Annotated in this window: 19 protein-coding genes and 2 tRNA genes; 14 read left to right on the forward strand and 7 right to left on the reverse strand. The window is 56.2% G+C overall.

Annotated features, from left to right (window positions below; all coding sequences use genetic code 11):
- The first annotated feature begins 112 nt into the window (after window positions 1-112).
- Window positions 113-1,927, forward strand: a complete 1,815-nt coding sequence (locus tag RB602_RS10470; RefSeq protein WP_317080514.1) for an ABC-F family ATP-binding cassette domain-containing protein — start codon at window positions 113-115, stop codon at window positions 1,925-1,927.
- Window positions 1,928-2,136: 209 nt separating this feature from the next.
- Here RB602_RS10470 and RB602_RS10475 read toward each other — a convergent pair whose 3' ends face one another.
- Window positions 2,137-2,604, reverse strand: a complete 468-nt coding sequence (locus tag RB602_RS10475) for a DUF6456 domain-containing protein (RefSeq protein WP_317080515.1) — start codon at window positions 2,602-2,604, stop codon at window positions 2,137-2,139.
- A 92-nt stretch (window positions 2,605-2,696) separates the two neighbouring features.
- Here RB602_RS10475 and RB602_RS10480 point away from each other — a divergent pair, with 92 nt between their 5' ends.
- Window positions 2,697-3,260, forward strand: coding sequence for a helix-turn-helix domain-containing protein (locus RB602_RS10480; protein WP_317080516.1), 564 nt, complete (start codon window positions 2,697-2,699; stop codon window positions 3,258-3,260).
- 14 nt (window positions 3,261-3,274) lie between these two features.
- Window positions 3,275-4,447: a glycosyltransferase gene (locus RB602_RS10485; protein WP_317080517.1), complete on the forward strand. Its 1,173-nt coding sequence runs from the start codon at window positions 3,275-3,277 to the stop codon at window positions 4,445-4,447.
- Between the two features lie 214 nt (window positions 4,448-4,661).
- Here RB602_RS10485 and RB602_RS10490 read toward each other — a convergent pair whose 3' ends face one another.
- From RB602_RS10490 to yajC, 4 genes are all read right to left on the reverse strand, one after another.
- The gene (locus RB602_RS10490) at window positions 4,662-5,042 is read right to left on the reverse strand and encodes an Mth938-like domain-containing protein (protein WP_317080518.1); all 381 of its coding nucleotides are present in this window, start codon (window positions 5,040-5,042) and stop codon (window positions 4,662-4,664) included.
- A gap of 3 nt (window positions 5,043-5,045) precedes the next feature.
- Window positions 5,046-6,044: a protein translocase subunit SecF gene (secF, locus tag RB602_RS10495; protein ID WP_317080519.1), complete on the reverse strand. Its 999-nt coding sequence runs from the start codon at window positions 6,042-6,044 to the stop codon at window positions 5,046-5,048.
- Between the two features lie 16 nt (window positions 6,045-6,060).
- On the reverse strand, window positions 6,061-7,671 hold the full coding sequence (gene secD / locus RB602_RS10500; RefSeq protein WP_317080520.1) for a protein translocase subunit SecD: 1,611 nt from the start codon (window positions 7,669-7,671) through the stop codon (window positions 6,061-6,063).
- A gap of 62 nt (window positions 7,672-7,733) precedes the next feature.
- Entirely contained in the window at window positions 7,734-8,063 is a 330-nt protein-coding gene (gene yajC / locus RB602_RS10505) for a preprotein translocase subunit YajC (RefSeq protein WP_317080521.1), read from the reverse strand.
- A gap of 247 nt (window positions 8,064-8,310) precedes the next feature.
- On the opposite strand from yajC, the gene RB602_RS10510 reads away from it, so the two are divergent.
- The 10 genes from RB602_RS10510 (at window position 8,311) to RB602_RS10555 (ending at window position 18,806) form a co-directional block, all read left to right on the forward strand.
- Window positions 8,311-8,387: transfer RNA gene (locus RB602_RS10510), tRNA-Pro, on the forward strand.
- Between the two features lie 216 nt (window positions 8,388-8,603).
- Entirely contained in the window at window positions 8,604-9,131 is a 528-nt protein-coding gene (locus RB602_RS10515) for a glycoside hydrolase family 108 protein (RefSeq protein WP_317084494.1), read from the forward strand.
- A 57-nt stretch (window positions 9,132-9,188) separates the two neighbouring features.
- Entirely contained in the window at window positions 9,189-9,602 is a 414-nt protein-coding gene (locus tag RB602_RS10520; protein ID WP_317080522.1) for a holin family protein, read from the forward strand.
- Between the two features lie 146 nt (window positions 9,603-9,748).
- On the forward strand, window positions 9,749-10,021 hold the full coding sequence (locus RB602_RS10525; protein ID WP_317080523.1) for a hypothetical protein: 273 nt from the start codon (window positions 9,749-9,751) through the stop codon (window positions 10,019-10,021).
- Window positions 10,022-10,156: 135 nt separating this feature from the next.
- The gene (locus RB602_RS10530; protein WP_317080524.1) at window positions 10,157-10,765 is read left to right on the forward strand and encodes a DUF6969 family protein; all 609 of its coding nucleotides are present in this window, start codon (window positions 10,157-10,159) and stop codon (window positions 10,763-10,765) included.
- 322 nt (window positions 10,766-11,087) lie between these two features.
- Entirely contained in the window at window positions 11,088-12,878 is a 1,791-nt protein-coding gene (locus tag RB602_RS10535) for a PHA/PHB synthase family protein (RefSeq protein WP_317080525.1), read from the forward strand.
- Between the two features lie 46 nt (window positions 12,879-12,924).
- On the forward strand, window positions 12,925-15,642 hold the full coding sequence (locus tag RB602_RS10540) for a cation-transporting P-type ATPase (RefSeq protein WP_317080526.1): 2,718 nt from the start codon (window positions 12,925-12,927) through the stop codon (window positions 15,640-15,642).
- A complete protein-coding gene (fabI, locus tag RB602_RS10545) occupies window positions 15,623-16,387 on the forward strand; it encodes an enoyl-ACP reductase FabI (RefSeq protein WP_317080527.1) in 765 nt (254 codons plus the stop codon). Before RB602_RS10540 ends, fabI begins: the two co-directional genes overlap by 20 nt.
- A 6-nt stretch (window positions 16,388-16,393) precedes the next feature.
- Window positions 16,394-17,788, forward strand: coding sequence for a bifunctional enoyl-CoA hydratase/phosphate acetyltransferase (locus tag RB602_RS10550; protein ID WP_317080528.1), 1,395 nt, complete (start codon window positions 16,394-16,396; stop codon window positions 17,786-17,788).
- Window positions 17,781-18,806: an acetate/propionate family kinase gene (locus RB602_RS10555; protein ID WP_317080529.1), complete on the forward strand. Its 1,026-nt coding sequence runs from the start codon at window positions 17,781-17,783 to the stop codon at window positions 18,804-18,806. The genes RB602_RS10550 and RB602_RS10555 overlap by 8 nt, the downstream gene beginning before the upstream one ends.
- Window positions 18,807-18,826: 20 nt before the next feature.
- Here the strand turns inward: RB602_RS10555 and RB602_RS10560 are convergent.
- Window positions 18,827-18,903, reverse strand: a tRNA-Arg gene (locus RB602_RS10560).
- Between the two features lie 155 nt (window positions 18,904-19,058).
- Between RB602_RS10560 and RB602_RS10565 the strand changes: the two genes are divergently transcribed.
- Complete coding sequence (locus tag RB602_RS10565; protein WP_317080530.1) at window positions 19,059-20,906, forward strand: creatininase family protein; 1,848 nt, start codon at window positions 19,059-19,061, stop codon at window positions 20,904-20,906.
- Here the strand turns inward: RB602_RS10565 and RB602_RS10570 are convergent.
- A protein-coding gene (locus RB602_RS10570) for an IS630 family transposase (RefSeq protein ID WP_317080531.1) occupies window positions 20,878-21,820 on the reverse strand; the annotation gives its coding sequence in 2 pieces (ribosomal slippage) (window positions 20,878-21,483 and window positions 21,485-21,820; 942 coding nt in all). The genes RB602_RS10565 and RB602_RS10570 overlap by 29 nt on opposite strands.
- Window positions 21,821-21,947: the final 127 nt, after the last annotated feature.

Genomic DNA, 21,947 nt, shown 5'->3' on the forward strand with positions numbered 1-21,947 from the left:
TTGAATAGGATGTGAATGGCTATGGCATGATCACCAGCGACGCAAGCCTGTTAAGCCTGTTTGATCAATGCCCGCTTGTGCGATCTGGGCCAAAGCCTTATGCGACCAGCCCATGGCAACACCTCCCATCCTCTCTTATGAAGGGCTCGGCCTGATACAGTGCAGCGGCTGGCTGTTTCAGGATATTGACCTGCATATCGGCCCGCGCGACCGGCTGGCGCTGATCGGGCGCAATGGTGCGGGCAAGACAACGCTGCTGCGGCTGATTGCCGACCAGATTGAATCGGATCGCGGCAAGCGCACCATTGTGCCCGGCACCAATGTGGTGATGCTGGCGCAAGATCCCGATTTCTCCGATCATGCGCGGTTGATTGACTTTGCGGTGCATGGCGCCAATGGCCCGGCAGAGCATGACGTGCAGGCGATTGCGGATCAGCTAGGTATCGATCTCATGCGACCTTCGGCGAGCGCCAGCGGCGGCGAAAAACGCCGTGCCGCCATCTGCCGGGCATTGGCGCAGGAGCCGGACCTGTTGCTGCTTGATGAACCGACCAACCATCTCGATCTCGGCGCGATTGACTGGCTGGAGGACTGGCTATCGCGCTATAACGGTGCGTTTATCGCCATCTCGCATGACCGGACCTTTCTCACCCGTCTCACCAAGCAAACCTTGTGGCTTGATCGCGGGTCACTGCGGCGCAAGGAGATCGGCTTTGGCGGCTATGATGCTTGGATGGAAAAGGTCTATGCCGAAGAGGCGCGTGCGGCGGAAAAGATGGATGCCAAGCTGAAGATTGAGGCGCATTGGCTGGAACGCGGAGTTACAGCGCGACGCAAACGCAATCAGGGGCGGCTGGAAAAGCTCTATGAAATGCGTGCCCAGCGCGCCGCTATGCTCGGCCCCAGCGGCAAGGCGAAGCTTGCCGTGGTCAGCGATGATGTGCGCACCAAATCGGTAATTGTCGCCGAGGATATTTCCAAGTCGTTCGGAGAAGGCGCAGAAAAGCACACTATAATCCGCAATTTCAGCCTGCGCATCCAGCGCGGCGACAGGATTGGCGTGGTCGGCCATAATGGCGCAGGCAAGACGACATTGCTGAAGCTGCTCACCGGCGATCTTCAGCCCGATAGCGGCAGCGTAACCCATGCGAAAACGCTGGATGGGGTGATTATTGACCAGCAACGCAGCCTGATGGCGCCGGACAAGCGGGTGCGCGATGTGCTGGCCGAAGGTGGCGACTGGATTGATGTGCGCGGCATACGCAAACATGTTCAGGGCTATCTCAAAGAATTTCTCTTCGATCCGGGTATTGTAGACACCAAGGTCGGCATATTGTCCGGCGGTGAGCGCTCGCGGCTGTTGCTGGCGCGCGAATTTGCCCGAGCCTCCAATCTGCTGGTGCTTGATGAGCCAACTAACGACCTTGATCTGGAAACGCTCGATCTGCTGCAGGAGGTTATCGCCGATTATGATGGCACGGTTTTGATCGTCAGTCACGATCGCGATTTTCTCGACAAGACAGTGACGGTTACGCTGGGGCTGGATGGCTCAGGCGCGGTCGATATTATCGCTGGCGGCTATGCCGATTGGGAAGCCAAACGGCGCGAGACCAAAAAGCAAAAACCGGCGGCGAAGAGCAAAGAGACTGCAGCCAAAACAGCGCTCAAACCCGCCGCGACCAAGACCAAGCTCAGCTATAAGGATCAGCGCGATTATGATCGCCTGCCCGACCATATTGCGATGCTGGAAAGCGAAATGGCGGAGATTGAGGCACAACTGGCCGACCCTGATTTGTATAGTAAGGATGCGGATAAATTTGCGGCTTTGACGGCTAGTCTCGACGGGAAACGTACTGAGAAAGAAGCTTCGGAGGAACGCTGGTTACTGTTGGCGGAAGAGGTCGAAGCCATGGCGGCGCAAGGTTAGTTTACGCAATATGGCCGTTGAGACTCAGAACTTCGTCGGCCCCGCGCAGGCGGGGCCTGGGCTTTGACTCGCGCAAAGGCGCAAAGACGCTAAGGGGTTGCGCCAAGTGCTTCATCTTCTTCGCGTCTTTGCGCCTTTGCGCGAGAATCAATAACGGCCTCAGCTCCGCTTGCGCGGGGGTAAAAAATACAACAAGCAGTATTCTAAAACTACTCCCCAGCTATCCGATAATAATCAGCGACCCGGTCCAGCGCCATGCGCAGAACCAGCTTGCCTGAACGCGCAGGCCAGCCCAAATCTTTCTCGACGGTGGGAATGGACTCACAAGCGCACACTACCCGCCAGCACAGATCGTTCATATCACGCCCCGCCGCTGCCAGTGCTTCCTCAAAACGCCGCCGCGCCGCCATGGCATATTCGCTTGGTTCAAGATGCTCGGCAGGTCCGCGACGCTGGCCGCTATCGATCATCGCGGACCAGTTCATCGTCGTCATGCCATCAAATTGCGCCCGCTCCCAATCATTGCGTAGCGCTTCCCCCGCATCAAATTGGCGGCGGCTCAAATGGCCGCGCGCATAGAGCCAGGAAACTGGGGATTCGGCGAGATTGACACCCGGCTTGGGCTGTGCCGGAGAAGAAGCACTGTGTTTAGTTCTGCGCTGTTTGGTTTTGGCCATAAGAGTCTCCAGTCAGGTTCGTCATGGATTCTCTATTGCCATTTGCGGTTCGCTGTAGGACAGCAGAAAAGACCGCAATCAATGGACATGCCATGCAGAATTATATTCGCGCCATTCGTAAGGAACAGGGTCTGACGCTCGCCGATCTCGCCGAGCGCTGCGACCCGCCGACTACGGCTCAGACCATTGGCAGGCTCGAAACGGGAGTGCGCACGCTTTCGCTGGGTTGGCTGGAGCGTATTGCCGCAGCACTTGATGTTGACAGCGATACCTTGCTGGCGCGGCAGAATGATCCCGTCGCTGATCTGGTCGCCATCATTGATGGCGAAGGCGCCCGAACCCCCTCACGACTGGAAGCGATCGCCCCTGCCCGTCTCAGCGAAGGACAGTTGGTGATGCGTATGGATATCTCGATTGGCGAGTATCGTGCCGGGGATCAGCTCTGGCTCGATCGGCTCGACAAAGACGCTTTTGCCAATGCCCTGAACCGCGATGTCCTCTGCCCGCGGCCCGCTGGACGGTTTATCTTCGGCCGTTTGCTTGCTCTGGAAGAGGATAAGATGCAGATTTTGCCTTTGGTTGCCAATGCGCGGCAGCAGATTATCAATGCCCCCGAATGGCTGGGTGTCGCCACCCATTTGTCCCGCACACTCTGACAGCGGGGGCGGAGATGCGCATCCTCACCCTGGCAACGCTTTACCCCAATCCGTCAAAGCCCAATTTCGGCATATTCGTCGCGCGCCAGACCGAGAAGCTGGCGAGCTTGCCGGACATCGATGTGACCGTGATCAACCCGGTCAGCCTGCCCCCCTTTCCGCTCAGCCGATTGCAGCGCTTTCGCTACGCAGCCCAGCTTTCGGGCGATAGCGGCGCTCCCGCAGACAAAGGCGGACCGCCGGTGCATCGGATCGCGTTTCAGTCCATGCCCGGAATGGCGGCGCGCAATAATGCGGCATCGATTGCGCGCGCGGTTATCCCGCTGGCGAAGAAGCTCCATGCCCGACAGCCCTTTGACCTGATTGATGCCGAGTTCTTCTATCCCGATGGTCCGGCAACGGCCTTGCTCGCAAAGGAATTAGGCATACCCTACACGATCAAGGCGCGCGGGGCGGATGTGCATTATTGGGGTGCACAACCGGCCAGTTTGAAGCAGATGCTGCCTGCGGCGGATGGCGCAGCGGCTTTACTGGCAGTGTCCGAAGCGCTGGCCCAGGATATGGCGGCATTGGGCATGGAACGCGACAAAATCCATGTGCACTATACCGGCTGTGATCAGGAGCGGTTCCGCCCTGATGCCGAGCATAGCATTGCCCCGCCCTTCGCGGATGGCACGCCCTATGCCATCACTGTCGGCGCGCTGATCCCACGCAAAAACCCGCATCTGATTATTGAAGCGCTCAAAGCGGTCCCGGGCCTGCACCATATCTTCGCCGGTGATGGCGAAGAACGCGAACGGTTGGAGAAACAGGCCGTTGATTTGGGGCTTGCCGAGCGGGTGCATTTTCTTGGGTCCGTGGCGCATGATGCTCTGCCCGGACTGCTCGCCGACGCAAAGATGCTGGTGCTGCCGTCGCAATCGGAAGGTCTGGCCAATGCCTGGGTTGAGGCTCTCGCCTGTGGCACACCGATTGTGATTAGCGAGGCCGGTGGAGCCAGAGAGTTGGTGCGCGATCCTTTGGCCGGGCGGATCGTCAATCAGACACCGGAGGCTATTGCTGCGGCTATGCAAGAGTTGTTGGCTCAGCCAAGTGACCCGGAAGCGGTGCGCAAGACAGTCGCAAAGTTCACATGGGAGCGAAATGCGGAAGAGCTGCGCGCTATCTTTGCCAGTGCTATCGGATGACGGAAAGTGTCAGGAAAACTGGACAAAGGTTACGAAAGTTGCGCTCGCGAGCCGCAGAAATGCGACCTATCCAACAATCGCCACAGCCATTGCCGTGACGCCTATTGGTATAGCCTGCTTGCCATCCTGTAGGAAACAGCTTTGATGTCTAGGGCAAGGACAGTAAGAAGCCAGCCCAACCCGCCCACAGAGCCATCTATACCATTGAAATACATTATGAATTTAACGCATAAAGCGCCGCACTGATCCAGCGTTCTTCAGCGCGCATCAGGCCCCAGGTTTTGGCGGCGGCGCGGCTGTCCATCACTTCCAGCCCGATATTGCGTGCCTCCAATGCGCGGCGCAGAGCAGCAGGCGGATGGATGAGCGTAGGACCGGAGCCTAACAACAGAAATTCCGGTGCCGGGTCGAGCAAAAGCGCCTTGTCCAATGCCGACTCGTCCAGCGACTCCAGCGCAGGCGGCTGCCAGTCAAAGGCGTTATCCGGCCATAGCACCAGGCCGCCAGGGACAATCCGATCTGCAACGCGAAAGCCCGATGGACCGATCGCACTGATCAGTGGCCCGGATATATCCTCACGGCGGATCTCAACCATGAATCAGGGCTCTGCGCCGTCATAGCCTTCGGCGAGACGCCGCTGCGCCTTTTCGCTGTCAGATTCGACCGGTACAAAGCTGTCCGGGCCGACACCGAGCCAGATCAGCACCGGCGAGGCGATATAGATGGACGAATAGGTGCCGATAATAACGCCGAACAGCATCGCCGCGCTAAAGCCGAAGATCACATCCGGGCCAAGCAGCACCAGCGACACCAGCACGATAATCATGGTCAGGCTGGTGCTGACTGTACGCGCCAGCGTTTCGTTGATCGACAGATCGAGCAGATTGCTGATCTCCATCTTGCGATATTTGCGCAAATTCTCGCGGATACGGTCATCGATAACAATGGTGTCGTTGAGCGAATAGCCGATAATGGTCAGCAAGGCGGCAATGATATTGAGGTTAAACTCCAACTGCGTCAGCGCGAAGAAACCGAAGGTCAGCGCAACATCATGGAACAGCGCAAACAGAGCACCGACACCAAATTGCCACTCAAAGCGGAACCAGATATAGATCGAGATGGCGATCAGCGCGAAGACCAGCGAGTAGACGCCAGTACTGAGCAATTCCTCCGATACCTTGCCCGAAACCGCGTCGACCCCATCAATGCGCACGCCCTGTTCGGCAAAGCGCTCCTCAATCATATTGGATACCGCGACAGTCGCGCTATCGGCTTCCTGCAGCTCATCGCCACCCTCGGCATTGAGGCGCATGCGGATGGCGACCTCATTGGGTTCGCCAAAGCGTTGGATATTGGCATCGCCGAGATTGAGTGCGGCAATGCTCTCGCGCAGCTCAACAATTGGAGCTTCCTCGACCTTCTCAAAGGTGACGCGGAATTGCTGGCCACCGACAAAGTCGACACCAAAGTTCAGGCCGCGCGTCATCACCAGAGCAATGGATGCAATGATCAGCAACACGCTGAAACCGACAGCCACATTGCGCAGCTTGAGAAAGCCGATATTGGTTTTTTCAGGAACCAGTTTAAGCAGTTTCATGTCTCCGGTCCCTTCCCTAAATCCGCAGCTCTTTGGGCCGGGCGCGGCGCAGCCAGCCAGCGACAAACATGCGGGTGATGAACACGGCGGTGAAGATCGAGGTGATGATGCCGACGATCAGAACGATGGCAAAGCCCTTAATCGGACCGGAGCCAAACAAGAACAGCAGCACCCCGGCAATTACATTGGTGATGTTCGCATCATAAATCGCGCGCGAGGCTTCTTTATAGCCGACCTCAATCGCCTGAATGATACGGCGGCCATTGCGCCGTTCCTCACCGATGCGTTCATTAATCAGCACATTGGCGTCCACTGCGGAACCGACGGTAAGGATAAACCCGGCAATACCCGGCAGCGTCAGCGTCGCGTTAAGCACCGCCATAATGCCCAGGATCAGGAACAGGTTAAGGATCAGCGCGATATTGGCATAAACCCCGAAACGGCCATACACAAGGATCATATAGAGCAGCACAAAGGCAGTGCCGATAAGGCCTGCAATAACCCCTGCGCGAATAGATTCGGCACCCAGATCCGCACCCACGGTGCGTTCTTCCACCACTTTTAGTTCGACCGGTAGCGCGCCGGAACGAAGCTGTATAGCCAACTGGTTCGCGCTTTCCACGGTAAAGCTGCCCGAAATCTGGGCAGAACCGCCAAGGATCGGTTCATTAAAGCTCGGCGCAGAAATCACTTCGTCATCAAGAATTATGGCAAAACGCTGGCCGGTATTCTCGGTACTGAGTTTGGCAAATTTCTGACCGCCCTCGCTGTCAAACTGAATATTCACCACCGGTTCGCTGGGATTTTCAGGGTTAAAGCTCTGCTGCGCCCCGGTCAGCCGGTCGCCTTTGATACCACCAAGACGGCGCACAGCGAGAATGGGCTGGCCATAGGCTTCGCCATCGGGAAAAGGATAGACCTCACTGCCAATACGCGCCCGTCCCGCAAGCGTCTCATTGGGGTCCGCCTGGGTATCCACCAGCTTGAATTCCAGCTTGGCGGTCTTGCCGAGCAGCTCTTTCAATTCATCCGGATCTTGCAAGCCAGGCACCTGCACCACGATCCGCTCCGCACCCTGACGGATGATCGTCGGTTCGCGCGTACCCAGTTCGTCTATACGGCGGCGGACAACCTCAATCGCCGAGTTCATCGCATCCTCGACCGCCTGATCCAGGCCGGCACCCGTAGGCGTCAGGACAAAGCGCGTGGTATCGCGCACCTCAATATCCCAGTCACGCTGACCGGTCAGGCCCGCACCGTTGGTCAGCGGCAGGATTGCCTCGCGTGCGGCGTCCACCTGGGTAGCATCCCGGACCATGAAAGACAGCACGCCATCATTGCGAGAAATCTCGCCGATACGAACCTGCGGATTGGCATTGGCCAAAGCATTACGCACCGACTCTTCCATATTTTCAATCTGCAGCCCGACGACCTCATTGGGATCAGCCTCAAGCAGGATATGGCTACCCCCGGCAAGATCGAGGCCGAGATTGACCGTCTCTTTGGGCAGAAAATCCGGCCAATAGTCGGTCACGCTCTTGGGCAACAGGCTGGGCAGCGACATGAACACGCCGATCACCAGGATCAGCGTTAGGGAAATGGTTTTCCATCGCGGAAAATCGAGCATTGTTTCAGTCTTTCAATCGCGACAATCAGAGCGAAGCGAGGGACAGCGGCATGTCCGACAGATCAGTCATTGGCTGCCTTGCCACCGGGAGGGACGATATCGCCAAGTGTTGACTTCACAGCCTTGACCTTGGTGCCACCGCCCAGATCTAGCTCGACATAGTCATCATCGACCTTGGTCACCTTGCCCATCAGGCCGCCACCGGTCACCACCTGATCGCCGCGCTTTACGCCGGCAATCTTGTCCTGATGGTCCTTCATCCGCTTTTGCTGCGGGCGGATCAGCAGAAAATAGAAAATGATGAAGATGGCCACCAGCGGCAAAACGCTGATCCATGCCGGTGCTCCGGCACCGGGCGCTGCGGCCAATGTGGTGAAGATGATGCTGTCCATAGCCTAGTTGCTTCTTTGTATCTGTGCCGGGCCGATACCCGACGGAAATTCGGATTTTGCTGATATATGGGGCAGCGCTCTCACCACAAGGGCAAGGCGATATATCTCCCCTATCAGAATAATCCGGCGCGCGTATCAGCAATTGGCGCATCTGGCAATGTATCTTGGTCATCTGTCACCGCGCCATGAGGACTGCGAAGGATGCTTGCCAAATGCGCTGGCCACTCTTATACGCGCTCACCTCGGTCGGGACGTAGCGCAGCCTGGTAGCGCATCACACTGGGGGTGTGGGGGTCGGAGGTTCGAATCCTCTCGTCCCGACCAGAGACTTTCCGCACCATAGCTGACCAGATCGGCATCACACGCCGTTGTTGTGCTTTGGCTATATAATCATGCCTTAAACAAAGCATTTTCCTACAGTTATCCAAATAGGTTATTTCTCCTCTATCGCGATATAAGGAGAAAACCATGCTCTGCAGCCAAGCGCCGCTGGAAATAAAGTCGAGACACGTATCCCACACCCCCGACACCGTCACCAAAATGATCGATGCAGTGATCGCCCGTGAAGGCGGTTATAGCAACCATCCCGCAGATCGCGGCGGAGAAACACGCTGGGGTATCACCAAAGGCGTGGCGCGCCAGCATGGTTATCAGGGCGCCATGCGTTTGCTTCCCCGCGAACAGGCGGTTGATATCTACACACGCATTTACTGGCTGCGGCCGCGACTGGATGACGTAGCCAAGCGCGCGCCCGCTTTGGCGGCGGAACTGTTCGACATTGCTGTCAATATGGGGGCCGGCATCGCTATCGGCTTTCTGCAGCGCGCCTTAAACGCGCTTAACCGCGGCGGCCGGGATTATGGCGATATTGCAGTAGACCGAGTCATCGGTCCCAAAACGCTGGCAGCGCTGGAATATTTCCTGTCGCATCGCGGCCAAAAGGCGGAATCGGTGCTGCTGCGCGCCGTCGATTCGCTACAAGGCGCGCGCTATATTTCTCTGGCAGAGTCTCGCCCGGCCAATGAAGCCTTTCTCTATGGTTGGCTGGCGCATCGCACCCGGCCCTGACCTGAGACGCCTCTGCCGACACCATTTGAACGCAACCCCCAGCCATAGGACAGCCCCATGTCACTTGCCGAAGCCATTATCTCGCCACTCGCAAAACTCATCGACAAGATCATCCCCGATCCACAAGCGCGCGACAGAGCCAAGCTAGAACTGCTCAAGCTGCAGGGCAGCCAGGAATTACAGGAAGTGGAAACGCGAATCGCTGCCATCATGGCAGAGGCAAAATCGACCGATCCATGGACTAGCAGAGCCCGCCCCAGCTTCCTTTACGTGATGTATGTGATGATTTTATGGGCCATTCCCATGGGCCTTATCGCCAGTGTCCGCCCCGAAACCGCCCATGCCATCGCCAATGGCATGAACGCCTATCTGGCAGGCATTCCCGAACCACTTTATGCCCTGTTTGGCACGGGTTATCTGGGATATACCGTCGCACGCCAATGGGGCATCAACCGCGCCACCAAGCTCTGAACGGATCATGAACTCCAACGCCTTCTCTATACCGCACTGCAAAAAAATCTTTCGGTAATGCGAAAAATTCTTGCAACAAGCGCAAGCCTGCTCGTAAAAAGCCCATTCTTGTTTCAAGAATTTTACAACCTGAAGGGGAAATAGGAATGAACAATCTGGGTAAGATGCTCGCCATCGCTGGTGGTCTGGCTCTCGCAACTGCATGTACACCGGAAGAAGCTGGTGATGCTGTGGAAGCAACCGGCTGTGCCGCTGTTGACGGCGCTGAAGCTGTAGGTTGTGCTGCTGCTGACGGTGCCGAAGCTGTTGGCTGCGCCGCTTGTGCCGCTGCTGACACCGTAACCGGCGAATGCGGTGCTGAAGGCGAATGTGCCGCTGAAGGCGAGTGCGCTGCTGAAGGCGAGTGCGCTGCTGAATAATTTCAGCCCGGATTGCTTGCGCTAGTCTGCGCAAACAATTTGACGCAAATCAAGGACGGTCAACTGTCCGCCATTATCCTCTGGCTCTACCGCTGATGACTGTATAGTTATCAGCAGCGAGATACAGGAAAGATAATGAGCGAAGCAGTTGACCGTCTTTTTGCATTAACCGGGAAGATTGTTGAGGAGGGTGTCTCTCTCATCCCCCGCGTCATCCCGTCGGATAAACCCTTTGTGCAATATCGCCACTATCCCAAGGGCGATTGCATCGCGCCGGGCAACAAATCGCGCTGGTTCTATCACGCCCATAAACCGGAAGAACGCGAAGAAGGCGAGCATGGCCATTTCCATATGTTCCTGCCGCTCGACATGTTCAAAGGCGTGGAGCCACTGCACAAGCCGGAGCGCAAAAAGAACAAAAAGGGGCGCTATCCGGCAAAGGTGGTTCATTTCGCCGCCTTGGGCTTCAGCCTGGATGGCACCCCGCTCTACTGGTTCACCACCAACTATTGGGTGACCACCGAATATATGATGCCCGCGGACGCCATCGCCAAGCGGCTGAAAAACTACAATATGCAGAATGCCCCCGGTGATCCGCTGGTCAATGACTGGCTGACCGCGGCGGTCGAGGTGTTTCACGATCCGATTATCGACCTGCTGCATGAGCGCGACAAGGTTCTTGTTGATGGTAACTACACAGACAAGAGCACAGAGATTACATCGCGGATGGATTTTGATCTTTAAGCGACACACAAAATGTCTGTCATAAGCGGCTCTGAGCAATAGATGCAGCCCTGGCCCAGCCTTTGACGAGTCCTGGTCATTGAGAAGATCGCTTCAAAGCGCTCAGCGTTTAATGACGCAAACGCCGCATCGAGCAAACTGCAAATAAATATCAAAAGCATTTTGTTGCGGGTGCGAACATTGTTATGTTTGCAGCGCACAAAATACTGATTCTCTCAATATGTAACACCGTATTTCCAATATGATTTCCTAGTACGGCCATCCGGCCGGCCACAGTAAGCATTTGATTTAGGTTGTTTTTCCCCTGCATTGAGGAGAAGTTATGTCCGGTTCAGATGGTTCTTTGGTGCGTAACAAGGAAGGACGGGCGGACAATGGCCCGGAACCTGACCTGCAACCAGCAGGAGAAACGGCCTATCCGATAGACCGGATTTTGCAGGCTAATCTGTCCAAGTTTACCGGCGGTGTCTCCCCCATTACCATGTCGATGGCCTTTTTTGACTGGGCCGGGCATTTGGCGCTGTCGCCATCCAAGCTGATGGAGTTTCAGCAGGAAGCGGCCAAAAGCGCCATTGCCAGGAGCGTAGCGCTCAGGGAATCAGGCGCGGATCAGGAAAAAGAGCGACACAAGTCGAAAGACCGCCGTTTCAAGGATCCTGCATGGCAGAAATGGCCCTATAGTTTTTATGCCGAGAGTTTCCTGCGCGCCAGCGAGGAGCTGGAAAATGCGACACAGGATATTCGCGGCGTATCGGAGCACCATGAGAATATCGTCAATTTCATGGGGCGGCAGATGCTCGACCTGTTTTCGCCTGCCAATTACCCATGGAGCAACCCCAAGGTTGTCAACAAGGCGATAGAGAGCCGGGGCCAGAATTTTATTCAAGGTACCCAGAACTTTATCGCCGATTATATCCAGTTGTTTTCCGATCAGACCGGGTTGCCCAAGGAAGATTTCCAGGTGGGACAAAGCGTTGCCTGTACGCCGGGCAAGGTCATCTTCCGCAATCGGCTAATCGAGCTGATCCAATATGCACCACAGAGTGACACGGTGCAGGCCGAGCCGATACTGATCGTGCCCGCCTGGATCATGAAATATTATATTCTCGATCTGTCACCGCACAATTCTCTGGTCGATTATCTGGTGAAGCAAGGACATACGGTCTTCATCATATCCTGGAAGAATCCGGGCGCAGATGACCGTGATCTGGCATTTGAGGATTATCTCAATCTGGGCGTATTGGAGGCGGTCAAGGCAGTGCAGGCGATTGTGCCGGACCAGAAGATCAACGCGGCCGGCTATTGCCTCGGTGGCACATTGCTGATGATGGCGGCGGCCTATCTCGAACGGCAGCAGAATAGCGCGTTCAACACCCTGTCACTGTTCGCGGCACAGGCCGATTTTGAAGAGGCCGGCGAGTTAATGCTGTTTGTCGATGACAGCCAGCTGGCCTTTCTCGAAGACGTGATGTGGACCCAGGGCTATCTCGACAAAAGCCAGATGGCGGGCGCGTTCAGCCTGCTCCGCTCCAATGATCTGATCTGGTCGAAAATGGTTAATGAGTATCTGCTCGGCAAGCGCGATCAGCCAAATGACCTGATGGCATGGAACGCAGATGCGACCCGGATGCCTTATAAAATGCACTCGGAATATCTGCACAGCCTCTATCTCAACAATGATCTGTCAGAGGGCCGCTTCAAGGTGAATGGCCAGACCATCACGCTCACCGATACCGAACAGGATATTTTCGCGGTGGGAACGGTGAAGGACCATGTCGCGCCATGGCAATCGGTCTATAAGCTGCATCTCTATACCGATACCCAGGTCACATTCGTGCTGACCACCGGTGGTCATAATGCCGGGATTATCTCCGAGCCGGGCCGCAAGAACCGCAGCTATCAGGTCGCGGTACACAATCCTGAATCGACCTATCTCGCACCAGAGAAATGGCAGGAACAAAGCCCGTCAAAACAGGGCTCATGGTGGCCGGAATGGATGGATTGGCTGCAGGCGCGTTCGCAAAAGCCGAAAACGAAGCCGCCAGAGATTGGCGATGGTCGGGATTATCGCGTCCTTTGCGATGCCCCCGGGACATATGTCTTTGAATCATAGGATTATTTGACGAGACACAACACACTGAGGCGATGGGAGTTCTGATATGACCAAGATGCTCAATACCCAGATATGCCACACCCAGAAAACCGAAGAGATATTGGAGGCGCTTGAGGTCAATTCCCAGGGCCTCACCAGCGAAGAGGCGGAGAAACGGCTCGAGCATTTTGGCCTGAACCGCCTGCCAGAGGCGGCCAAGCGCGGACCGATTATGCGCTTCCTGATGCAGTTCAACAGCATCTTGATCTATGTGCTGCTTGGTGCGGCCGCGATTACCGCCTTTCTCGACCATTGGATCGATAGCGCTGTCATTCTGGCGGTGGTCATCGTCAATGCGGTTATCGGCTTTATTCAGGAGGGTAAGGCCGAAGAAGCGATGGATGCGATCCGCAATATGCTCGCCCCCCATGCCAATGTGATGCGCGATGGGCAGCGCCAGAGTATCGAAGGGGACAGGCTGGTTCCGGGCGATGTCGTGTTGCTCGAAGCCGGTGATAAGGTGCCCGCTGATCTGCGCCTGTTGCAGGCCAATACCATGCAGGTTCAGGAAGCGATCCTTACCGGTGAATCGGTACCGGTGGAAAAGGATATTGCCCCGGTTCGACAGGATGCGGCGCTGGGCGACCGCGCCTGTATGGCCTTTAGCGGAACCATTGTGACCTCAGGCCAGGCCAGAGGCGTGGTTACCGGCACTGGCGCGGAAACCGAGATCGGCAAGATCAGTGGCATGCTTTCCAAAGTCGAAACGCTGGTCACGCCGCTGGTAAAGCAGACCAACCGCTTCGCCGAATATCTGACCATCTTCATATTGACCGTTTCCGGGCTCATCCTGCTCTCGGGCTGGTATTTCCAGACCATGCCTTTTACCGAGCTTTTCATGGCGGTGGTCGGCCTGTCGGTCGCGGCCATCCCTGAGGGTCTGCCCGCCGTTCTCACCATCACCCTCGCCGTGGGTGTGCAGGCGATGGCAGAGCGCAATGCGATTATCCGCCGCCTGCCCGCTATTGAGACGCTGGGTTCGGTCTCGGTGATCTGCACCGACAAGACCGGCACATTGACCCGCAATGAGATGATGGTGGCCTCGGTTCTCACCGCGGGCGGCGTCATGCAGGTTGATGGCGAAGGCTATGCGCCACAAGGGACGATAAGCAGCGATGGTGATGTAGCACAGCTACACGATCTCGCACTCGCAGCAGCACTCTGCAATGATGCAGCGATCCGCGAAGAGGATGGCCAATGGCGTATCGAGGGCGACCCGATGGAGGCGGCGCTGCTCAGCTTTGCCGGCAAGACCGGGTTGGACTGGGAGCAAGAACAGCACCAACGCGAACGGCGGGACATTCTGCCCTTTGACTCCACCACTCGTTACATGGCGACGCTCAATACAGGCAGCGGCGATCATCAGGCCTGCATCTTCGTCAAAGGCGCACCCGAGCGCATATTGGGCATGTGTACTGAGCAACGCGATGCCAATGGCGAGAATGTGCCTATCGATCCCGACTATTGGCAGGAACAGGCCGAACATATTGCCAGCCAGGGCCAGCGCCTGCTTGCCTTTGCGCTGAAACCTGTCGGCGCAGACCATAGGGGTTTGCAGCTATCCGATATTGAGCAAGGGCTGATATTGCTCGGCATGACCGGCATGATCGACCCACCACGCCCTGAGGCGGTGGCGGCAATTGCGGACTGCTATCATGCCGGAATTGCGGTCAAAATGATCACCGGCGATCATGCCGGGACAGCGGCAGCGATTGGCAAGCAAATCGGCCTCAAAAATGCCGACCGGGTGCTGACCGGTGCTGATCTCGACGCCATGGATGACATCGCGCTGACCGATGCGATACTGGAAACTGATATCTTTGCGCGCACCAGCCCGGAGCATAAATTGCGCCTGGTGATGGCGCTGCAATCGCATGGGCTTTCGGTGGCGATGACCGGCGACGGGGTCAATGATGCCCCTGCCCTGAAACGCGCCGATGCCGGCATTGCCATGGGTCAGAAAGGCAGCGAGGCAACCAAAGAGGCCGCCGATCTGGTGCTCGCCGATGACAATTTCGCCTCGATTGCCGCCGCAGTGCGCGAAGGCCGCACGGTGTATGACAATATCAAAAAAGTGATCGCCTGGACGCTGCCGACCAATGGTGGCGAGGCGATGACGGTTTTGCTGGCGCTGATGCTGGGCCTGATGCTGCCGATCACGCCGGTGCAGATTTTGTGGATCAATCTGGTCACCGCGGTCACGCTAGGAATTGCCCTGGCCTTTGAACCTACCGAGGAACGCACCATGCTGCGCCCGCCCCGCGCCAAGGATGAACCGCTGCTCAGCGGCGAATTACTCTGGGGCATTTTGGTGGTGTCGCTGGTGTTCCTCGCTGGTGTCTTTGGCATCTATAAATATGCCATTTTGCAGGGCTATTCCATCGGTGTCGCCCGGACCATGGCGATGAACACTCTCGTGGTGATGGAAATCTTCCACCTGTTCTTCGTGCGCAATCTCTATGGCACTTCCATCACCTGGGATGCGATGAAAGGTACGAAGGTCATCTGGCTGGCAATCACCATTGTCACCCTCGGCCAGTTTGCGGTTACCTATCTGCCGTTCCTGCAAAAGATTTTCCAGACCGAGGATGTGCCATTTGATTATGGCGTGCTGATTGTCGCTATCGGCGTTGCCAGCTTCATCCTGATCGAGATCGAAAAACAGGTCCGCTTGCGCTTTTTCCGCCAGAAAGAAATGGATAAGAATGCTGCCATTACAGGGTAAGAAGGGCATCATATTGGGCATTGCCAATGACCAATCGCTTGCCTGGGGATGCGCAAAGGCCTTTCATGATCAGGGTGCGGAACTGGCGCTGAGCTATTTCAACGGCAAGGCCAAGCCGCATGTCGCACCGCTGGCCGAGAAGGTCGAGGCACCGATATTCCTGCCGCTAGATGTCACCGACCAAGAGCAATGGGATACCTTCTTTGCCGCGATAGAGCAGCAATGGGGCGAGATCGATTTCGCGCTGCATTCGGTGGTGTTCGCCCCAAAAGAGGATCTGCATGGCCGTGTCGTTGATTGCAGCAGCCAGGGCTTCCTTCAGGCGATGGATATCTCCTGCCATTCCTTCATCCGCATGGCAAAAGCCTGCGAACCGCTGATGACGCGTGGTGGCAGCATTCTTGCCATGAGCTATTATGGCGCGCAGCGGGTGATTGAGAATTACAATATGATGGGACCGGTCAAGTCCGCTTTGGAGGCCAGTGTGCGGCAAATGGCGGACGAGCTTGGCGAGAGCCATATCCGGGTCAATGCGCTGTCTGCAGGACCGATAGAAACCCGCGCCGCCTCTGGCCTGAGCGGCTTTGATAAGCTGATGGAGCAAGCCGCAGCCAAGGCACCGTTGCACCAGCTGACGACGATCGACGATGTCGGCGCGGTTGCGGCTTTTCTGGTTTCTGATGCGGCGCGGCACATTACCGGGCAGATACAATTTGTTGATTGCGGCTATAACATCATTGGATGAGCGATAATGAACCTGATTGAAAACAAGACCTATGACGAACTGCAGGTTGGCGATACCGCCAGCCTGTCACGCACGCTGACAATGCAGGATATCCAGATTTTTGCGGTGATGTCCGGCGATGTTAATCCGGCGCATCTCGACAAGGAATATGCCGAACATTCCCGCTTTCGCGAGATTATCGCCCATGGCATGTGGGGCGGATCGCTGATCTCCACCCTGATCGGCACAAAGCTGCCCGGCCCCGGCACAATCTATCTGTCGCAAACGCTGAAGTTCAAGCACCCCCTGGGCTTGGGCGATGTGCTGGATATCAAGGTCACGGTCAAAGAGAAGCTGGCGAAAAACCGGGTGACGCTCGAATGCATCTGCAAGGATCAGGACGACAATATCATCATCTCCGGTGAGGCCGTGGTTCTGGCGCCGGGCGAGAAAATCCGGCGTGAACAGGTCAAGCTGCCGATCATCGCGCTGAAAGAAGAGGAAAGCGACCGCTATCAGCAGTTGATTGCGCTGACCGATAATCTGAAACCGCTAAAAACCGCCGTGGTGCACCCGGTAGAAGAGAATTCACTCGGCGGCGCGCTGGAGGCAGCCAAGGATGGTCTGATCGAACCGATACTGGTCGGCCCACAAAGCAAGATCGAAGCAGCAGCGGAACAGCTCGGCGAGGATATCTCCGGCTATACCATCATCGCCACCAAACACAGCCATGAAGCTGCCGAACGCGCCGTAGAATTGGTCCATGAAGGGCAGGCCGAAGCGTTGATGAAAGGCAAGCTGCACACCGATGAGCTGATGCACCCGATTGTCGACAAGGCAAAAGGCCTGCGCACCGGACGGCGGATGAGCCATATTTTTGCCCTCGACGCGCCCAGCTATCACAAGCCGCTCTTCCTCACCGATGCGGCGCTCAATATCCGGCCCAGCCTCAGCGTCAAAAAGGACATTGTACAGAATGCGATAGACCTGTTCCGATCGCTGACCAACCGCACCCCCAAAGTGGCGCTGTTATCAGCGGTCGAAACCGTGAACGAGAATATCCCCTCGACCCTGGATGCGACGGCTCTTTGCAAAATGGCCGAGCGCGGACAGATTGTCGGCGCCATGGTCGACGGCCCGCTGGCGATGGACAATGCCATCTCCAAGGCCGCTGCCGAAGCCAAAGGCATTGTCAGCCAGGTCGCAGGAGACGCCGACATATTGGTCGTGCCCGATATCGAATCCGGCAATATCCTGTACAAGCAGATGCGCTTTCTCTCGGGTGTTGATGGCGCTGGTATCGTGCTCGGCGCACGCGTCCCTGTCATTCTGACCAGCCGCGCCAGCGGACCACAAAGCCGCAAGGCATCCTGCGCACTGGCGCTGATCTCCTATCGCGCCCAAGAGGATGGAAATGGCTGATCCGGTTGCAAAGCGCTTGCTGGTCCTCAATGCCGGTTCATCGACGCTCAAATATGCCTTTTATGTTGCCGATACCCTGGCCTGTCTCAAGCGAGAAAAGCTCGACATCACCGATGGCGATTATCTCGGCGCAATAGAGACAATTCTGGGCAATGCCGAAAACCTTGCTGCAGTCGGCCACCGCGTGGTGCATGGCGGTGAGGAATTTCATGATCCGGTCCTTGTCACCCAGGACATTTATCACAAGCTGGAAGCGCTGATCCCGCTGGCGCCGCTGCATCAGCCGCATAATCTGAAAGCCATCGATACCGTTATCCAAGCCTATCCCGATCTGCCGCAAATTGCCTGTTTCGACACCGCTTTTCACCGCAGCCAGCCAAGAGTGAACCAGCTTTATGCCTTGCCGAGCGATCTCAGCGAACAGGGTATCATCCGCTATGGCTTTCACGGCCTGTCCTATGAATATATCGCCTCGATACTGCCCGAGCATAGCGACAAGGCCGACGGCAAGGTGATTGTGCTGCACCTCGGCAGCGGCGCCAGCGCCTGTGCCATGCTGAACCGGCAGAGCGTCTCTTCCACCATGGGTTTTACCGCGCTGGAAGGCCTGATGATGTCCACCCGCTGCGGCACGATCGACCCGGGAGTGATCCTTTATCTGCAACAGGAAAAGGGCATGCCGCTCGCCGATATCGAGGCACTGCTCTATAAGCAATCCGGACTGCTCGGCGTTTCCGGGATAAGTGCGGATAGCCGCGATCTTGTCGGCCATGCTGACCCCAAAGCGCAAATGGCGATTGACCTGTTCTGCCATTATGCCGTGCGCGCAATCGGACAGCTTGCCGCTGAACTCCAGGGCCTAGATGTACTGGTCTTCACCGCCGGCATCGGCGAAAACCAGCCGGAGATACGCGATAGAATAACCCAGGCGGTCAGCTGGCTAAACCCCGAAATCCATGTCATTCCTACCAATGAAGAATATATCATCGCCGCGCATAGCAAGGCGGTTATTGAATAGCGTCTTTTTATTCATCAAGGTGGTGACCCCGGCGTGATTCGAACACGCGGCCTATTGATTAGGAATCAATTGCTCTATCCTGCTGAGCTACGGGGCCACGGGCCAACTGTTAGCCGCGCCCACCAAATGCTTCAATGACCATATTTATGAAGGGCGACTTTACTGGGTGAAGCGCAGATGTGCTGGACTTAACCCTTTCGAGAGAAAACTATTATACCACCTAGCTGGGTTTGAGCTGAGTTGTGCGTATATATGTTCGTTGAATCGATCTTCGCTGATGCGACAGCGCATCTAAACGGTATAGTGGATCCGCAATCGCGGATTTGGGCGCTCTATTTGATCGGTTCTTTGATGCTGGCTTTTGTCGGCTATGGGCATCTGAAACGCAGCGGCCATCTGGCCAAGCCGGGACAAGACCATCCTGGGTTTCTGCGCTATGTTTTCGACAGAGACATCTGGCTGCATGCTTCGACCAGGCAAGACCTGTTTTACTTCCTGGCGAATGGCCTGATTTACTATGGCCTGATCAGTCAGTTTCTGATCGGCAGCTATGGCTTGTCGATGGTCTTCTATAATGGCCTTGTGAGCACATTTGGTGCCTTGGATCAGCCGGTGATCAGCTCGGGATGGAGCGTATTGGTTTACAGCCTCGCTTTCCTGATGGCGGTCGATTTCGGGGCCTTCATCACCCATTGGGCCCAGCACAAAATCCCGCTATTATGGCAATTCCATCAGGTCCATCATTCGGCCGAGCGGCTTACGCCTTTGACGCTCTTTCGGATGCATCCGATCAATCTGGCCTTTGCCGCCTTTGTTGTCACCTTGCTCAGCGCTATCGCCTATGCGGGAGTGTTCTACCTTAGCGGGCAAGCCCCTCGCGCGCTTATGGTGCTTGGAGTGAACGTCTTTCTCTTCGCGTTCAACCTATTGGGCTATAATCTGCGCCATAGCCAAATCTGGCTCGATTATCCGGCGTGGCTAAGCAGGCTATTTGTCAGTCCAGCCCAGCACCAAATTCATCACAGTTCGGACCCAAAGCACTTTGATCGTAATCTCGGTCTTGTGTTCTCCATCTGGGATCAACTCTTTGGCACATATTATCGCGCCAAAAGCTATGAGCGCCTTAGCTTCGGTTTAAGCCGCACCGAGCCCAATCCGTTCAAAACAGTTGCCGCACTCTATTGGCAGCCGTTCGCCGATGCTGCTCGCCTCATTGTTCGGTTCTTTGATACAGGTCGTCGCAAAGTCATTTTTGCGCTGATCATGTTTATCGCAGTCGTCTCTTACGGCCAGTTATTCATGAACAGCAATCACGCAGCTCTTGCCGCGTCGAACCAAACTGCGCTGCCAAGCCTGCGTCTGGCTGATCTGACCTGGACGGAGGTTCAAAGCGCGATCGATCAAGGCTATGACACGGTGCTGGTCCCGACAGCAGGCATTGAGCAAAATGGCCCGCATGTTGTCTTGGGCAAACATCATATCGTCATCGGCCATAATAGTGTTCAGATCGCTGATCAGCTCGGGCGCACCTTGGTATTACCCGTCATCGATTATGTACCGGAAGGCGATGTTGGCGATATGCCGAGTGGTCACATGCAGTTTGCCGGCACCATCAGCGTGCCTGAACCCGTATTTGAGGAGATTCTCGAAGCCGCTGCGCGCAGCATGCGCACGCACGGATTTAAGAACATCTTCTTCATCGGCGATAGTGGCGGCAATCAGCAAGCGCAGGCGAGAGTTGCCGAGCGACTGCAAGCAGAGTGGAAGGCCGAGGATATGCTGGTCGCCCATATTGGCGACTATTACATCGCCAATGGGCAATTCGATGCGCTCTTGTCCCAAGGCTATACCAGCGAACAGATTGGCACACATGCTGGCATACGCGATACTTCGGAGGTACTTTTTCTCGAAGCGCAAGCTGTTCGGAGACAACCACTCTTGGCTCCCAAGAATCGCCCCAATGGGGTTATCGGCGACCCTTCGCTGGCCAGTGCGGAAATCGGCGAAAAGATGACCAAATTGAAAGTCGACGCGGCGGTTAGGCAAATCAAACAGCTAGACTCTTTTTCATTTAGATTGAAGCATATCCTGAGTTTCTGAGATAGTTGGCGCATTCTTGCGGAGAGAAGGTATCGAGCAGTTTCCCGATGCGCTGCCATGTTGCTTCGACGGATCGCTCTTTGGCTTTACGCAACAGGGTTTTCAGCTTGGCAAAGGCCTGTTCGATAGGGTTGAGGTCTGGACTGTAGGGTGGGAGGAAGAACAGTCTGGCACCTACACTGCGGATTGCCCTGCGCACGGCCTGTCCCTTGTGGCTACCCAGATTGTCCATGATGACGATGTCACCAGGTGAGAGTGTAGGCACAAGGAACTGCTCGACATAAGCAGTAAAGAGTTGGCCGTTAATTGGCCCGTCAATGACGCATGGCGCATCGATGCGATCATGGCGCAGAGCGGCAAGGAATGTCAGTGTACGCCAACTGCCGAAGGGCGCACGAGGGATCAGCTTGCTGCCGCGCGGTGCCCAGCCGCGTAGCGGTGTCATGTTGGTCTTGGTCCAGGTCTCGTCGATGAAGACGAGGCGCTTGGGATCAAGTCGGCCTTGATATTTCTTCCATTGTGCCCGCCGCCGCGCCACTTTTGGCCGCAGTTGCTCGATGGCGAAGAGACTTTTTTTTGAAGCTGAGACCGGCCGAACGAACCATCCGCCAAACCGAAGCCGGGCTGGTGACGATGCCGCGCTCGGACAGTTCTGCCGTCAGTTGGTAAAGGGTCAGATCAGGCTGAGCCTGCAACCGCTCGATGATAAACGACCGGTGCGGCTCAAGCTGACGCTTGCGATAACCACCCATGCGCCGGGCAGCAGCGCTACCCTCCCGGCGACGGCGCTGTGACCACTTCACCACACTGGCCACACTCACACCAAACAAATCAGCAACCTCTCGGCAGCTGCGTCCCGAAACCACCGCAGCAGCTGCGCGCTCTCGTAGATCGTCAGAATAAGCTCGTGCCATAACTGCTGGCCTCCTTGCCCAGCCAGCAGCTTGAATCACAAATATCGAAAAAAGGGAATCCCCAGATTCAATCTAAATGAAAAAGACTCTAATGGCGCGAGAAGAGTCTCGCTCAAGCCTTGGTCGG

The sequence above is a fragment of the Parasphingorhabdus sp. SCSIO 66989 genome (assembly GCF_032852305.1).
Classification (GTDB): Bacteria; Pseudomonadota; Alphaproteobacteria; order Sphingomonadales; family Sphingomonadaceae; genus Alterisphingorhabdus; species Alterisphingorhabdus coralli.